The sequence below is a fragment of the Actinomadura decatromicini genome (assembly GCF_008121305.1).
Taxonomy (GTDB): domain Bacteria; phylum Actinomycetota; class Actinomycetes; order Streptosporangiales; family Streptosporangiaceae; genus Spirillospora; species Spirillospora syzygii.
This window is the reverse complement of sequence record NZ_VSRQ01000006.1, coordinates 645,885-660,747: the sequence shown is the minus strand read 5'-3', so window position 1 is coordinate 660,747 and position 14,863 is coordinate 645,885. Positions and strand designations below refer to the sequence as shown.

Below are 14,863 nucleotides of genomic sequence, written 5' to 3'. Positions count from 1 at the left end.
GTCTCCGTCAGTCGTGCAGGACGACGTCCAGGTTCGCGCCGTTGAGCTCCGCGGTGTGCCCCAGCCCGGCGACGGTCTTGAGGAGCTCCTCCGGGGTGCGGGGCGAGGCGCCCGCCTTCAGCAGGTCGTGCGCGATCTGCCCGCGGGTCGCCTTGGCCATGTGGCTGACCACGGTCCGCTTGGGGACGCCGCCGACGAGCCGCTCCCGGAACACGCGCACCGCCACGGCCGGGCCGGGCGCCTTCCACACGGCCGCGTACGGCCCCGAGCGCATGTCGACGACCAGGTCGTCGTCCAGATCGTCGTGCAGGCGCAGGGCCTTGCGCATGGGCGGGCGCCAGAGCGTCCCCAGACGGCCGGCAGGGGGCAGCGAGACCGCCATGGCGAGCCGGTAGGGCGGGACGCGGTCCGTGAGCCGCAGAGCGCCCCACAGGCCCGAGAAGACGATGATCTGCTCGGCGGCGGCGTCGGCGTCCAGGTCGGCGAGCCTCAGGTTGTCGTAGAGGACGCCCGTGTAGAGCCGCGCGGCGGGCAGGGTCGGCGCCTCCCGCAGGGCGAGGTTGCGGGCCAGGGCCTCGTCCGCCTGGCCGGGCGGGAGGGCGAGCACCTCCGCCGCGTTCTTCCGCTTGCTCGCCCGCATCAAAACTTTCAGGACGCGCTCGCGCATGGGATTCAGGCCGGGGAAGCTGAGCGAGCCCAGGTCGAGGGGCGGACCGTCCCCGTCGCTAGCCTTCTTCTCCGACGGCGGCAGCAGGATGTGCACGATCCCCCCGAAAGCGGTGGCTGATGGAGCGGTTCCCAGAGGTCGGACGGCTGGTCGCCGAGGCGTGGCCCGCGCCGTCGACCAAGGATATGGGCGGCTGGCTGCTCCGGCATGCGGGAGGTGTCACCAAGCGGGCCAACTCCGTCCTGCCCCTGGGCGACCCAGGGGACGTGGGCCACGCCGTAGGTCAGGCGGAGCGCTTCTACGGGAAGCTGGGCCTGCCGACCGTGTTCTCGATCGACGCCCAGGCGAAGCCTGCGGAACTCGACGGGTTCCTGGAGGCGCGCGGTTACGAACTGGTGGATCCGACACTCGCCATGGTGGCCGCCCTACCGGACGTTCCCGAACGGGACGGCGTGCGGATCGCCGACACACCGTCCAGGGAATGGCTGGATCTCTGGTGGTCCGTGGACGGCCGCTACGGTCACGAGCTCCCGATGGCGGAGCGGATCCTCACCGGCGTGCGGGCGGGCTACGCGTCCCTGGACGGCCTCGCCGTCGGACGCGGCGTCCCCCAGGGAGAGTGGCTCGGCGTGTACGCGATGGCCGTCGCGCCCGACGCGCGCAGGCGCGGCCTGGGACGGCGCGTACTCCGGGCCCTCCTCGCCTGGGGACGGGAGCAGGGATGCGAACGCGCGTACCTGGTCGTCGTCGAACGGAACGCCGCGGCGGTCGCCATGTACGAGGCGGAGGGCTTCGAGCGGGCCGCAATCTACCACTATCGCGTGAAGAAAGACCCGTCGAGTCACGATAAGTGATTCTCGAATTACTCTTCGAAGTCATCGCGTTCCGGCTCGGGGAATGCGAACGGCGGCCACCGTTTCCGGTGGCCGCCGTTCATCGGGCCCTGTCTATGGGGAACTACCGCTCCTCGACCGGGGCGGAGGCCGGGGTTTCGATGAGTCGGTCGGTCTCGTCCTGGATGTCGGCCCCGTTGGCGCGGAGAGCCTCTGCGTACTTGCGCCCGTGGTGGGCACAGAACAGAAGGTCGCCGCCGCCTACAAGGACTGCACGGACGTAGGCCTGGGCGCCGCAGCGGTCGCAGCGGTCTGCGACGGACAACGGCTTGGTTGGGGCAAGGGCTCCAGTCACGGCACCTTCCTCATGCTCGGGGTCGGTACTTAGGACAACATCTAACCCGACGCTGGCGTTCCCAACCTGGTTCTTCGTACGCCCACAGCAGAATGGCCCAATTAGTGACTGACGTCACAGCGGGCTACATCGCCTCAAGCGGCGTCCCAACGGAACAAACGCATGGCGATCAGGGTCCCTACCACCGCGACACCCAGCAGAACGCCGATTTGCGGCAGCGCGGACATCGGCCCTAGGCCGCGTCCCATCACGTTCAGCATCCCCTCGTTCAGGTAGCGCAGGGGGAAGATGTACGACAGACCCTTCAGCCAGGTTGGTGCGTCGTCCAGGGGGAAGAACGATCCGCCCAGGAAGGCCATCGGCAGGACGACCAACTGCGTCACCGCCTGGGCCGTCTCTTGTGTCTTGGCCCATGCGCCGATCAGCATGCCGATCGCCAGGAAGGCCAGCACCCCGGACAGGACCATCGGGATCGCCATCCACCACGAGCCCCCGAGTTGCAACCCGAACATGGGCAATTGCGCCACCAGGACGAAGAGCGCGAACTGCACGAGCGCCACGGCCAGGCTGACCGCGACACGCGCGGCGAACACGGTGGGGATCGGGGCGGGGGAGAGCTGGAGTCGGCGCAGGATGCCCTTCGTCCGCCACGTCACCAGCGTCTGGGAGGCGCCGAAGACGCCCGCCGACGCCAGGGCCCACCCCAGGAGGCTGGGCGTGAAGAACTGGATGGCCTTGAGCGAGTCGTCCTCGACCTGCTGGTTGGTCACCTTGTAGGCGGGCGGCTTGCCGGTGGCGGCGAGGTTGGCCGACTGGACGAGCGAGTCCATCAGACCGCGCACGGTCCCCGACTTGACCTGGTCGGCGGCCGAGTAGTGGACGACGAGCTCCGGTCCGTGCTGCTCGATGACGGCGTCCGCGTCGCCCTTCTCCACCTTGCGCAGGGCGGCGGCACGGTCGGACGTCTTGGTCACCTTCATGACCTTGGCCAGATCGCCATGGGCGACGGCCTGGTCCAGGACGACTGACGGGCCGACCTCCAGCACCTTGACCTTCGACGTGGTCTGGTGGCCGAAGATGCCCCCGAACACGACCAGGAACATGAGCGGGAACAGCACCGTGAAGAACAGCGCCGTCCGGTCCCTGCGGAAGCCCAGGAACATGGCCCGGGAAAGGCTCTTGAAACTCTCGAACGTGCTCACGCCCTGTACTCCCGTCCGGTGAGCTCCAGGAAGACGTCCTCCAGCGTCGCCCCGTGGATCTGGACGCCGTCCAGGGCGTCCTTGGCGGCCATCGCGGCGATGACCGCGGAGGGGTCGCGAGTGGTGATGATCAGCGAGACGCCGTCGTCGGCGACGTCGTCCGCGCCGGGCAGGAGCCGCGCGTCCTCCACCGCGAGGACGCCGGTGGCCACGCTGATCCGCGCGGGCGCGTCCAGGCCGCGTACCAGCGTCGCGGGCGGGCCCAGTTGGAGGATCCGGCCCGCGTCCATGATGGCGACGCGGTCGCAGAGGCTCTCGGCCTCGTCCATGTAGTGCGTGGTGAGGACGATCGTGCGTCCCTCTGTGTTGATCTCCCGTAGGACGTCCCACAGGTTGCGCCGTGCCTGCGGGTCCAGTGCGGCGGTCGGCTCGTCCAGGAACACGAGTTCCGGATCGTGCACGAGCGCGCACGCTATGGACAGGCGCTGCGCCTGCCCGCCCGACAGCTTCTCCACCCGGACGTCGGCCTTGTCGCCGAGCCCCACCAGGTCGAGCATCGCGTCCGCCTTCTTGGAGGCGACGCCGTAAAGGGAGCCGAACGTCCGCAGTTGTTCGCGCGCGGTGAGCCGCTCGAAGAAGGACGACGCCTGCAACTGGACGCCGATCCGGGGGAGCAGCTTAGAGTTCCGCGGCCATGGGGGCAGGCCCAGCACGGACACGTCCCCCTCGTCGGCCTCCCGCAACCCCTCGATGATCTCCAGGGTCGTGGTCTTGCCCGCGCCGTTCGGGCCGAGGATGCCGAAGAACTCGCCCTCCTTGACCCCGAACGTCACCCCGTCCACGGCCCGGACGTCCCCGTAACGCTTGCGGAGGCCCGTGACCTCGATCGTTTGAGCCATGCGGAGGACGATAGGGAAGCCGCGTCTCACCGCACACCCACCTAAAGGTGGACGTTCGGGTCTAGATGCCGGAGCGCGGTAGCCTGGCGAGTCGACCGGGTGCGCCGCGCCGGACGTGCCGGAACGTCCGCGGCGGCGAGCCTTTCGGAGGATTGTCGGTGGCCGGGGGTACCCTTCTGCCGACCGTCCCACCCCCGAGGAGCGCACGCACGTTGACCGCCGCGACCGCCGAAGCGACCACCGATGACCCGCACGGCTACTCCGCCCGGCACCTCTCGGTGCTGGAGGGGCTGGAGGCCGTGCGCAAGCGACCCGGGATGTACGTCGGGTCGACCGACAGCCGGGGCCTCGCCCACTGCCTGTGGGAGATCGTCGACAACTGCGTCGACGAGGCCCTCGCCGGATACTGCACCCACATCGGCGTGACGATGCACGCCGACGGGTCCTTCGAGGTGTCCGACAACGGCCGCGGCATCCCGGTCGACCTGGAGCCCAAGACCGGCCTCCCGGGCGTCGAGCTGGTCATGACCCGGCTGCACGCGGGCGGCAAGTTCGGCGGGGTGTCCTACACCGCGTCCGGCGGGCTGCACGGGGTCGGCGCGTCCGTGGTGAACGCGCTGTCCGCGCGGCTCGACGTCGAGGTCGACCGCGACGGGTACACCCACGCGATCAGCTTCCGGCGCGGCCTGCCCGGCGAGTTCGCCGACGAGGGGCGGCCGAACGCCAGGTTCAAGAAGAAGTCGGGGCTGCGCCAGACCCGCAAGGTCGCCAAGAAGGTCACCGGCACCCGCGTCCGGTTCTGGCCCGACCTGCAGATCTTCCTCAAGGACGCCACGATCGACCAGTCGCTCGTGCTGGACCGGATGCGGCAGACCGCGTTCCTCATCCCCGGCCTCACGATCGACGTCCGCGACGAGCGCGGCGAGGAGGTCGTCGACGAGACGTTCCGGTTCGACGGCGGCATCAGCGAGTTCTGCGCCTACCTCGCCAAGGACCAGCCCATCGTCGACGTCCTGCGGTTCCAGGGGCGGGGTCACTTCACCGAGACAGTTCCCGTACTGGACGACCAGGGCCACCTGACCCCCACGGACGTCGAGCGCGACCTTGAGGTCGACATCGCGATGCGCTGGGGCACCGGCTACGACACCATCACCAAGTCGTTCGTCAACGTGATCGCCACCCCCAAGGGCGGCACCCACGTGCGGGGCTTCGACCGCGCCGTGCTCAAGGTCCTGAACGAGCAGTTGCGCTCCACCAGGCTGCTCAAGAACGGCGACGAGGACGTCATCAAGGAGGACGTCCTCGAAGGGCTCACCGCGGTCGTCACGGTCCGGCTGCCCGAGCCGCAGTTCGAGGGCCAGACCAAGGAGGTCCTCGGCACCTCCGCGGCGACCCGCATCGTGTCCCAGGTCGTCGCCCGCGAGCTGCGCGAGATCTTCGAGAACCCGGCGCGCGGGCAGAAGCAGCAGCTGCGCGCCGTGCTGGAGAAGGTCGTCGGCGCGGCCAAGACCCGCATCGCGGCCCGCACCCAGCGCGACAACCAGCGCCGCAAGAACGCCCTGGAGAACTCCGCCCTCCCGGCCAAGCTCGTCGACTGCCGTACCGCCGACGACCGCAGCGAGATCTTCATCGTCGAGGGCGACTCGGCGCTCGGCACCGCGAAGCTCGCCCGCAACTCCGAGTTCCAGGCGCTGCTGCCGATCCGCGGCAAGATCCTCAACGTGCAGAAGGCGTCCGTCGCCGACATGCTGAAGAACGCCGAGTGCGCCGCGATCATCCAGGTGATCGGGGCCGGCTCGGGCCGCACCTTCGACCTCGACTCGGCCCGCTACGGCCGGATCATCCTGATGGCGGACGCCGACGTCGACGGCTCGCACATCCGCACCCTGCTGCTGACCCTGCTGTACCGCTACATGCGGCCCATGCTGGAGGCCGGGCGCGTGTACACCGCCGTCCCGCCGCTGCACCGCATCGAGCTGATCAAGCCCAAGAAGGGGCAGGACAAGTACGTCTACTGCTACAGCGACGGCGAGCTGACCCGCAAGCTGGTCGAGTTCGAGCGCAAGGGCCAGCGCTGGAAGGAGCCCGTCCAGCGGTACAAGGGCCTCGGCGAGATGGACGCCGACCAGCTCGCGGAGACCACCATGGACCCGCGGCACCGCATCCTGCGCCGGATCCGCATCGAGGACGCCGACGAGGCCGCAAAGATCTTCGACCTGCTGATGGGCAGCGACGTCGGGCCCCGGCGGGCGTTCATCACGGCGGGCGCGTCCGAACTGGACACCGAGCGCATCGACGTGTGACCGGCGGCCGTGCGTCCACCCGGGCGTCCGTCCTGGCGTTCGTCCGGGCGTGTCCACCCGGCGGTGGAGAAGGCGAACTCCAGCCGAGCGCCGATCCGCACGCCGCCCGCGTTCTCTAGCGTCGGACGCATGAACGCGCTGGGCAGCACGCGCCCCGCCCGCACCGTGCCGCGGTGCGCGGACGGGCGCACAGGGCACACGGTGATCGTCCGTCTCCGCCGGGACGGCCCCGCCGGGTGGCGTCCCGTCCGGGGACGGACGGCGCACCGCCCCGCAGCGGTTAGCGTCGTACCGTGAACTGCGGCATCCCGAGGCCCAAGGAGCGGGCCATCTCGCGGGTCCTCGTGGTGATCCTGCTGACCTGGGGCGCGTTCGCGTACCTGCGCGGGCTGGTCCGCTCCGAGCAGCCGCCCGCGCTGCACGGGTTCGGTCTCGGCGTCGTCGCCATCAACGTCGTCATGATCACTCTGCTGGCGGCCGGGGCCCGCGCGGACCACCGGAGGGACGGCCGGTGGCGCACGGCGTCGATCGTCCTGCTGGTCGCCGCCCTGGTGACCTCGCTGGCGTTCTACGGGCTCGACCCCGAGTTCGGCGGCTCCTTCATCGTCCCGATGATCGCGCTCTGGGCGCTGTTCAACCGGCTTCCGCTGCCGTGGGGCGTCGCGACGAGCGCCCTGACCATCGTGATGCTCGGCGCCCTCGGCGAGGTGTTCCGCGACCGCGGCGCCGACTTCGGGCTGCTGGTCGCGTTCCTGGGCGTGACGCTGGGCGCGGTGGCGAGCAGCCAGGGCGCCGCCGCGCGGGAGGCGACCAGGCGCGCGGAGGCCGCGAACGCCGTGCTCGCCGAGCGGTCGCACATCGCCCGGGAGATCCACGACATCCTCGCCCATTCGCTGTCGGCGCAGATCGTCCACCTGGAGGGGGCTCGGCTGCTGCTGGCCCGGGACGGCGACCGCGTCCAGGCCCTCGACCGGGTCGAGCGGGCGGGCAACCTGGCCCGCTCCGGCCTGGAGGAGACCAAGCGCGCGCTGGCCACCCTGCGGGGCGAGATACCGGAGCCCAAGGAGGCGATCGCCGAACTCGCGGAGGAGTTCTACGCGAGCACGGGCCGCCCGTGCGACGTGGAGGTGACGGGCGTCCCGCGCGAACTGCCCGCGCAGGCCGGGCTCACGGTCGTGCGGACCGCGCAGGAGGCGCTGACGAACGTCCGCAAACACGCTCCGGGCGCGCGCGCACATGTCGCCCTGCGCTACCTCGGCGACAGGGTCGAACTCGAAGTGACGGACAGCGGCGCCACGGAGTCCGTCATCGAACTGGACGGCGGCGGCTACGGGCTGGTCGGCATGCGCGAGCGCGCCGAGCTGATCGACGGGACGCTGATCACGGGCCCCGACGGCAAGGGCTTCCGGGTGTCCCTCAAGGTGCCGGTGTGACGGGAGACTGGACGCGGTGAGCGAGAAGACGAGAATCCTGGTCGTCGACGACCAGACCGTGGTGCGCGAGGGCCTGGTCCTCCTGCTGGAACTGCTGCCCGGCCTCGACGTCGCCGGGTCGTGCGGGGACGGCGAGCAGGCCGTCGCGATGGTCGCCGAGCTGGAGCCCGACGTCGTCCTGATGGACCTGCGGATGCCCCGGGTGGACGGCGTGGAGGCCACCCGCCGGATCAAGCAGGACCACCCGGACGTGGAGGTCGTCGTCCTCACCACCTACGCCGACGACGAGTCGATCTTCGCCGCGCTGCGCGCCGGGGCCCGCGGCTACCTCACCAAGGACGCGGGCGCCGACGAGATCGCCCGCGCGATCGCCGCCGTGCGCGGGGGAGCGGCGCAGCTCGACCCGGCCGTCCAGCGGCGGCTGGTCGAGGCGGTCGCGACGGAGGAGCGTCCGCGCCGTCCCGCCCCGGGCGGGCTGCCGGACGGGCTGACCCGCCGCGAGGCCGAGGTGCTCGCGCTGATCGCCCGGGGACGCTCCAACGCCGAGATCGCCGGTGACCTGTTCATCTCCGAGGCGACGGTGAAGACGCACATCAACAACCTGTTCGCCAAGGCGAACCTCCGCCACCGGGCGCAGGCCGTCACCTACGCGTTCAAGCACGGCCTCGCCGGATGATCATCGGTCACCGGGCGGCAAGACCTCGGTCAAAGCGCGTCCCCGGCCGTCCGGACGCGCCCAGCATGGGACCGTGCTCAGAACCTGCATGATCGCGGACTACCTGCGCCCGTACGCGCAGTGGCGGATCAACCGTCCCGACTCCCACCGCGACGACCGCAACGCCCGCGCCGCCATCGGCCTGATCGACGCGGCGGCCTACGTGGCGCAGCTGGACGACGCCGAGCGCGTCATCGTCCGCCTGATCGTCGCGGGCTGCTTCCGCGACGGCCGGTTCGACCCGGGCCCGGAGGGGGAGCGGATCATCCGCTTCTGGCATTACGACGACCCGTCCGGGGGCCCGTCCGACCTGCTCGAAACGCTGGCGGCCTGCGCCGAGCGCGGGCTGCGCTCCGGGCGGGCGGAGATCGGAACGTTCCCGCGTCCGCGCAGGGGCGAGACGACCCCGGCGTAATACAGCCGGTGTGGTTCGCCCGGTGTGGTTCAGGCGGCGTAATTACACCGAATTCACACGGGGTCGTTTCCGGGCTTCCACTTGATGCCGCAGCCGAGGCTCGGCGTGTGCGGCTCGGGGACGCCCTTTCCGGCCAGCACCAGGTCGAGCGCGGCCCGCAGCGACGCCCCGTCGGCCGGGACGTCGTTGCTCGGCCGCGCGCCGTCGAACTCGCCCCGGTAGGCGAGGCGGCGGTCCCGGTCGTAGAGGAAGAAGTCGGGGGTGCAGGCGGCCTTGAACGCCTTCGCCGCCTCCTGCGACTCGTCCACCAGGTACGGGAAGCCGAACCCGGCGCGCTCGGCCTGCTCGCGCAGATGCTGGGGGCCGTCGTCGGGGTAGTTCACGACGTCGTTGCTGCACACGGCGACGGTGGCGAGGCCCTTGGCGGCGTACTCCGCGGCGAGGGCGCCGATTCCCGCCTCGACCCGCCGCACGTAGGGGCAGTGGTTGGACATGAAGATGACCAGCAGAGCGGCCGCCCGCGGAAAGTCCTCGTCCGACACGGTCCCGCCCTCGACGGACGGAAGCCTGAACGCCGGAACCGGAGACCCGAGCGGCACCATGAACGATGCGATCGCCATCCCCCCATCATCACCCACCGGCACCCGTCCCACCCGAAGACCGGACCCGCCTCCGTCGTCCGGGCCGGCGACTGCTAGGCTCCATACCAAAAGGTTTGGTATGGAGGTCTGAGTGGGCAGCGAGGACTGGCTGGACGAGGGGCTGGCGCTGCTGGCGGAGCAGGGGGCGCCGGCGGTGACGCTGGACCGGATGTGCGAGCGGATGGGGATGTCCAAGGGGGCCTTCTACCATCACTTCGGGTCGATGCCGAAGTTCCGGACGAGGCTGCTCGCGCACTACGAGGAGCGGCACACCGCGGCGATCATCGAGCGGGTGGAGAGCGCGGGCGACATCTCGCCGCGGGCGAAGCTGGGGCGGCTCGCGGCCGTGGCCGTCGACGGCACCGGAGCCGATCTCGGGGTCGCCATGCGGGCCTGGGCGAAACAGGATCCCGAGGCGGCGGCCATGCAGGAACGGGTCGACGCGGCCCGGATCGCATACCTGCGGGAACTGTGCGCGGGGATCGGGTACCCCGCCCCGGAGCGCATGGCCACGCTCATCTACCTCGTGGTGATCGGTGGCGCGCACGTGATGCCTCCGCTGCAAGGCGAGGAGATGCGCGACCTGTACCAACTGCTCTTCCCACTCCTGGACGGCAGGGAGGCCACATCGTGAGGATCATCGACCGCGTCCCCGAACTGCGGGAGCTGCTGGCGGACGCCGACCACGTCGACGTCCGCGAAGCCGAGTCGGAGGTGAGCCTGCGGGAGTTCGTCGCCGGGGCGATGGGACGGAACCCGGCCTGGATGCGCGGGCTCTTCCGCGCCAGGGGAGTGCTGGCGAGGATTCTGCGCCTGCGCGAACCCGATATCCCGATCCGCGCGGTGCAGCGTCCGGAGGAACTGCCGTTCGCGCCCGGTGGCCGCGTCGCGTTCTTCACGGTCAAGGAGGCCGCCGAGAATCGCTTCGTCGTACTCGAAGCGAAGGACAATCATCTGTCGGCTTGGCTGGTGGTGGCCACGGAACCCGCGGCGGAGGGCCGTGCGCGGTTCGAGCTGGCGACCCTCGTCAAATACCACCGCTGGACGGGGCCGGTCTATTTCGGCGTCATCCGTCCGTTCCATCATTTGATCGTCGCGGGGATGACGAGGGCGGGGGCGCGCGGTTCGTCCGTCGCGAGAGAAGGGGGAGTCGACCGGTGGGTTCCGCGGTTGCTGTTGACGATCGCCGCCGGGCACGTCGCGGTCGGGCTGGTCGGCGACCGGGCGCGGTGGGGCGGCATCGTGTCGGAGGGGTTGTGGAACACGGTCGCGGGCGATGACGACGCCCGACGGTCGACCCTGTGGTTCATGCTCGGCGGAATCGCCCTCGGCGGGCTCGCCGTCCTCATCCGCCGGTCCGTGATCGACACCGGAAGGATGCCGCCCGAGACCGGCTGGATTCTGCTGTCCTCCGCCATTCCGGTCTGCGTCCTGGAACCCAATTCCGGTGCTTGGACGCTTCTTCCCCTGGGTGCGCTCGCCCTGTGGGGCTCGCGCCGTGACCATTCCGCGGCGTCCGGAACTTTGGAACACGGAAAGCCCGCTCCGACCCAATGAGAAAGTCCCGGCGCCGCAGGGCGCCGGGACTTTCCGTGTTACTCCGCGGGTTCGGGCTCGTCCGGGGGCGGCGGGCCGAGGGGGCCGCTGATGGAGGTCAGCGGGCTGTCGAGCGGTTCGCCGGAGCCGTCCCGGCGGCCCAGGGTGACGTTCAGCATCGCGGGCCTGCCGCCGGCGGCGGCGGCGCGCAGCGGCGTCGGGGCCGCCCACGCCTGGAGGAGGACGTCCTCGCCCTTGAGGAAGCGGTGCGCGCGGACGCCGCCCGTCGCGCGTCCCTTGGACGGGAAGTCGGCGAAGTCGGCGAGCTTGATCGCCCCGGTCTGGGTGCCGGGCAGCGCCGACGACGAACCGGAGATCGTGATCACGCGCGCCTCCCTGGCCGGATCGATCGCCCCGAACCACAGGACGCGCGCGCCGGCGCCGAGCTTGATGCCCGCCATCCCCCCGGCCGCCCGTCCCTGCGGACGGACGAGCGACGCCGCGAAGTGCAGCAGTTGAGCGTCGGTGGTGATGAACACGAGGTGCTGCTCCTCGGAGAGCAACTGGACGGCGCCGACCACCCGGTCGCCCTCCTTGAGCCCGATCACCTCGAACTCGTCGCGGTTGGCCGGGAAGTCAGGGACGACCCGTTTGACCACGCCCTGCGCGGTGCCGAGGGCGAGCCCGCCGCCCTCCTCGCCCACGGCGGCGAGGCCCACGATCGTCTCGTCCGCCTCCAGGTCGACGTACTCGGTGACCGGGGCGCCGCCCGCGAGGGACGGCGGCGTCGCCGACGGCGGCAGCGTCGGCAGGTCGAGGACGTCGATGCGGATCATCCGGCCGAGCGAGGTGACGGCGCCGACCTGGCCGCGCGCCGTCGCGGGGACGACCGAGGTCAATACGTCGTGCGCGGAGCGGGGGCCGCTGTCGGGCAGCGGACCCGGGCCGTGCGTGCGGGCCATGAGCCCGGTCGAGGAGAGCAGGACGGTGCAGGGGTCGTCGGCCACCTCCAGCGGGACGGCCTCCGCCGCCGTGTGCCCGGACGACTCCAGGAGGATCGTCCGGCGCGGGGTGGCGAACTCCTTGGCGACGTCGCCGAGCTCCTTGGACACGACGCCGCGGAGCTTGCGCTCCGACTCCAGGATCGCGGTCAGCTTCGCGATCTCCTTGGCGAGCTGCTCCTTCTCCTTCTCCAGTTCGAGCCGGTCGTAGCGGGTGAGGCGGCGCAGCGGCGTGTCGAGGATGTACTGGGCCTGGATGTCGGAGAGGTCGAAGATCTCCATCAGCCGCGCCTTGGCCTGCGCGGCGTCGTCGCTCTGCCGGATGACCTGGATGACCTCGTCGATGTTCAGCAGGGCGACGAGCAGGCCGTCCACGAGGTGGAGGCGGTCCTCGCGCTTCTTGCGGCGGAACATCGAGCGGCGCCGGACGACCTCGATGCGGTGGTCGACGTAGACCTGCAGCATCTCGCGCAGCCCGAGCGTGCGGGGCTGGCCGTCGACGAGCGCGACGTTGTTGATGCCGAACGTCTCCTCCATCGGCGTCAGCCGGTAGAGGTCGGCGAGGACGGCCTCCGGGTTGAAGCCGTTCTTGATCTCGATGACCAGGCGGAGGCCGACGGTGCGGTCGGTGAGGTCCTTCAGGTCGGCGATGCCCTGGATCTTCTTGGCGTTGACCAGTTCCTTGATCTTGCCCTTGACGCGCTCCGGGCCGACCGCGTACGGCAGCTCGCTGACGATGATGCCCTTGCGGCGGGGCGTGACGTTCTCGATCGACGTGGTGGCGCGGGTGCGGAAGGTGCCGCGTCCGGAGGCGTAGGCGTCGCGGATGCCGTCCAGCCCGACGATCTTGCCGCCGGTGGGCAGGTCGGGGCCGGGGACGAAGCGCATCAGGTCGTCGAGGGTGGCGTCCGGGTTGTCGATCAGGTGCCGGGCCGCGGCGATGACTTCGCCGAGGTTGTGCGGCGCCATGTTCGTGGCCATCCCGACCGCGATCCCGGACGCGCCGTTGACCAGCAGGTTCGGGAACGCGGCGGGGAGCACCTCGGGCTCGGTCTCCTGGCCGTCGTAGTTCGGCCGGAAGTCGACGGTGTCCTCGTCGATGGACTCGACCATGAGCATCGCGGCGCGGGTCATCCGGGCCTCGGTGTACCGCATGGCGGCGGGCAGGTCGTCGCCGCCGAGCGAGCCGAAGTTGCCGTGCCCGTCGACGAGCGGCATCCGCATCGCCCACGGCTGCGCCATCCGGACCAGCGCGTCGTAGATGGCGCTGTCGCCGTGCGGGTGCAGCTTGCCCATCACCTCGCCGACCACGCGGGCGCACTTGACGTGCCCGCGGTCGGGGCGCAGCCCCATCTCGTTCATCGAGTAGAGGATCCGCCGCTGGACGGGCTTCAGCCCGTCGCGGGCGTTGGGGAGCGCCCGCTGGTAGATCACCGAGTAGGCGTACTCGAGGTAGCTGCCGCGCATCTCCTCGGAGACGTCGACGTCGACGATGTTCTCCTCGAAGTCCGGCGGGGGAGGGGCCTGGGATCCGCGTCGTGCCATGCCCCACATTGTGGCCGGTCCCACGGACATCTTCGGCCCGCCCCACCGGTTCGGGCGCTCTCCCGAGAAGATCGGTGTCGTTCCGTCACCTTCGCGGACGTGTTCAATGAGCCGGGACGGTTTCGTTTCCGCAGGCGGAGGTTCCCTTGAGCGCGCTGGCCGACTTCCAGAACTCGATCTATCTGCAGGGGCTCGGCGACGTCGTCCCGCAGCTTCCGACGGACCTGACGAAGCTGGAGGGGCTCGCCGAGCGGGCGCTGTCGGCGCGGGCGTTCGGGTACGTCGCGGGGTCGGCGGGCAGCGAGGCGACGGCGCGGGCCAACCGGGCGGCGTTCGACCGGTGGCGGATCGTGCCGAGGATGCTGAGGGACGTGTCCCACCGCGACCTGTCCGTGGAGGTGCTGGGCACCGAGATGCCGTCGCCTGTGGTGCTCGGGCCCATCGGCGTGTTGTCGATCGTCCATCCCGATGGGGAGTTGGCCGTCGCACGGGCTGCGGCTGAGGAGGGCGTGCCGATGGTGCTGAGCACGGCGTCGTCCTACGGCATCGAGGACGTGGCCCAGGCGAACGGCGACGGGCCGCGCTGGTTCCAGTTGTACTGGCCGAAGAACCAGGATCTCGCCGTGAGCCTCCTGGAGCGGGCCAAGGCGGCCGGGTACACGGCTCTAGTCGTCACGCTCGACACGTTCACGGTGGCGTGGCGTCCGCGCGACCTCGACCAGGCGTACCTGCCGTTCCTGCGCGGTGTGGGCGTCGCGAACTACTTCAGCGACCCGGTGTTCCAGGGGATGGTCGGCGGGCCTATCACCGACGCCAACCGGGACCAGGCGATCCTGCACTGGGTCGCCACGTTCGGGAACCCGAGCCTCACTTGGGACGACCTCATCTTCCTGCGCGAGCACTGGGACGGGCCCATCGCGCTCAAGGGCGTCCAGCATCCGGACGACGCCCGCCAGGCCGTCGACGCGGGCATGGACGGCGTCATCGTCTCCAACCACGGCGGACGCCAGGTGGACGGCGCCGTCGCCTCCCTGGACGCCCTGCCCGGCGTGGTCGACGCCGTCCGCGACCAGGCGACGGTCCTCTTCGACAGCGGAGTCCGCACGGGATCGGACGTCGCGAAGGCGCTCGCGCTCGGGGCCAAGGCGGTGTTGGTGGCGCGTCCGTATGCCTATGGGCTGGCCCTCGGGGGACAGGCGGGAGTGCAGCACGTCCTACGCTGCATCCAAGCCGAACTGGAACTGACGCTGGCGCTCTCAGGGATATCGCGTCCGGACGAGCTGACCCCGGACCTTCTCGTGCGCGCGTGACTCGCGCC

General features: G+C 70.7%; 14 protein-coding genes. 8 read left to right on the top strand and 6 right to left on the bottom strand.

Going from position 1 to position 14,863, the window contains the following annotated elements:
* Nucleotides 1–7: 7 nt before the first annotated feature.
* Nucleotides 8–763 carry a YaaA family protein gene (locus FXF68_RS29285; RefSeq protein ID WP_148764729.1) on the bottom strand — a complete coding sequence of 252 codons (756 nt, stop codon included), beginning with the start codon at nucleotides 761–763 and terminating at the stop codon, nucleotides 8–10.
* A gap of 23 nt (nucleotides 764–786) precedes the next feature.
* Here FXF68_RS29285 and FXF68_RS29280 point away from each other — a divergent pair, with 23 nt between their 5' ends.
* Nucleotides 787–1,521, top strand: a complete 735-nt coding sequence (locus FXF68_RS29280; RefSeq protein WP_148764727.1) for a GNAT family N-acetyltransferase — start codon at nucleotides 787–789, stop codon at nucleotides 1,519–1,521.
* Nucleotides 1,522–1,624: 103 nt separating this feature from the next.
* Here FXF68_RS29280 and FXF68_RS44145 read toward each other — a convergent pair whose 3' ends face one another.
* The 3 genes from FXF68_RS44145 to FXF68_RS29265 all read right to left on the bottom strand — a co-directional run bounded on the left by FXF68_RS44145 (nucleotide 1,625) and on the right by FXF68_RS29265 (nucleotide 3,956).
* On the bottom strand, nucleotides 1,625–1,855 hold the full coding sequence (locus tag FXF68_RS44145; protein ID WP_148355490.1) for a DUF7455 domain-containing protein: 231 nt from the start codon (nucleotides 1,853–1,855) through the stop codon (nucleotides 1,625–1,627).
* Nucleotides 1,856–1,989: 134 nt separating this feature from the next.
* Nucleotides 1,990–3,057, bottom strand: coding sequence for an ABC transporter permease (locus FXF68_RS29270; RefSeq protein WP_222870130.1), 1,068 nt, complete (start codon nucleotides 3,055–3,057; stop codon nucleotides 1,990–1,992).
* Nucleotides 3,054–3,956, bottom strand: a complete 903-nt coding sequence (locus FXF68_RS29265; RefSeq protein WP_148764725.1) for an ABC transporter ATP-binding protein — start codon at nucleotides 3,954–3,956, stop codon at nucleotides 3,054–3,056. The genes FXF68_RS29270 and FXF68_RS29265 overlap by 4 nt, the downstream gene beginning before the upstream one ends.
* Nucleotides 3,957–4,168: 212 nt before the next feature.
* On the opposite strand from FXF68_RS29265, the gene FXF68_RS29260 reads away from it, so the two are divergent.
* From FXF68_RS29260 to FXF68_RS29245, 4 genes are all read left to right on the top strand, one after another.
* Nucleotides 4,169–6,259, top strand: coding sequence for a DNA gyrase/topoisomerase IV subunit B (locus FXF68_RS29260; RefSeq protein ID WP_148764723.1), 2,091 nt, complete (start codon nucleotides 4,169–4,171; stop codon nucleotides 6,257–6,259).
* Between the two features lie 293 nt (nucleotides 6,260–6,552).
* Nucleotides 6,553–7,692 carry a sensor histidine kinase gene (locus tag FXF68_RS29255; RefSeq protein ID WP_148764721.1) on the top strand — a complete coding sequence of 380 codons (1,140 nt, stop codon included), beginning with the start codon at nucleotides 6,553–6,555 and terminating at the stop codon, nucleotides 7,690–7,692.
* Nucleotides 7,693–7,708: 16 nt separating this feature from the next.
* Nucleotides 7,709–8,368 carry a response regulator gene (locus tag FXF68_RS29250; protein WP_148764719.1) on the top strand — a complete coding sequence of 220 codons (660 nt, stop codon included), beginning with the start codon at nucleotides 7,709–7,711 and terminating at the stop codon, nucleotides 8,366–8,368.
* A 73-nt stretch (nucleotides 8,369–8,441) separates the two neighbouring features.
* Nucleotides 8,442–8,822 (top strand): hypothetical protein, encoded by a 381-nt coding sequence (locus FXF68_RS29245; protein ID WP_148764717.1) that lies wholly within the window; start codon nucleotides 8,442–8,444, stop codon nucleotides 8,820–8,822.
* 53 nt (nucleotides 8,823–8,875) lie between these two features.
* Here the strand turns inward: FXF68_RS29245 and FXF68_RS29240 are convergent, their stop codons facing one another.
* The gene (locus FXF68_RS29240) at nucleotides 8,876–9,442 is read right to left on the bottom strand and encodes a thioredoxin family protein (RefSeq protein WP_148764715.1); all 567 of its coding nucleotides are present in this window, start codon (nucleotides 9,440–9,442) and stop codon (nucleotides 8,876–8,878) included.
* A 112-nt stretch (nucleotides 9,443–9,554) separates the two neighbouring features.
* On the opposite strand from FXF68_RS29240, the gene FXF68_RS29235 reads away from it, so the two are divergent.
* Nucleotides 9,555–10,097: a TetR/AcrR family transcriptional regulator gene (locus tag FXF68_RS29235; RefSeq protein ID WP_148764713.1), complete on the top strand. Its 543-nt coding sequence runs from the start codon at nucleotides 9,555–9,557 to the stop codon at nucleotides 10,095–10,097.
* Nucleotides 10,094–11,020 (top strand): DUF6463 family protein, encoded by a 927-nt coding sequence (locus tag FXF68_RS29230; protein ID WP_187438155.1) that lies wholly within the window; start codon nucleotides 10,094–10,096, stop codon nucleotides 11,018–11,020. The genes FXF68_RS29235 and FXF68_RS29230 overlap by 4 nt, the downstream gene beginning before the upstream one ends.
* A 38-nt stretch (nucleotides 11,021–11,058) precedes the next feature.
* Here FXF68_RS29230 and FXF68_RS29225 read toward each other — a convergent pair whose 3' ends face one another.
* On the bottom strand, nucleotides 11,059–13,545 hold the full coding sequence (locus tag FXF68_RS29225) for a DNA gyrase/topoisomerase IV subunit A (protein WP_148764709.1): 2,487 nt from the start codon (nucleotides 13,543–13,545) through the stop codon (nucleotides 11,059–11,061).
* Between the two features lie 146 nt (nucleotides 13,546–13,691).
* Between FXF68_RS29225 and FXF68_RS29220 the strand changes: the two genes are divergently transcribed.
* Nucleotides 13,692–14,855 carry a lactate 2-monooxygenase gene (locus FXF68_RS29220; RefSeq protein ID WP_148764706.1) on the top strand — a complete coding sequence of 388 codons (1,164 nt, stop codon included), beginning with the start codon at nucleotides 13,692–13,694 and terminating at the stop codon, nucleotides 14,853–14,855.
* The last annotated feature ends 8 nt before the right edge of the window (nucleotides 14,856–14,863 follow it).

Bases quoted from the DNA above. Each gene is read 5' to 3' on its own strand.
- FXF68_RS29280 (WP_148764727.1), top strand. From the start codon at position 787: ATGGAGCGGTTCCCAGAGGTCGGACGGCTGGTCGCCGAGGCGTGGCCC.
- FXF68_RS29265 (WP_148764725.1), bottom strand. From the start codon at position 3,956: ATGGCTCAAACGATCGAGGTCACGGGCCTCCGCAAGCGTTACGGGGAC.
- FXF68_RS29240 (WP_148764715.1), bottom strand. From the start codon at position 9,442: ATGGCGATCGCATCGTTCATGGTGCCGCTCGGGTCTCCGGTTCCGGCG.
- FXF68_RS29225 (WP_148764709.1), bottom strand. From the start codon at position 13,545: ATGGCACGACGCGGATCCCAGGCCCCTCCCCCGCCGGACTTCGAGGAG.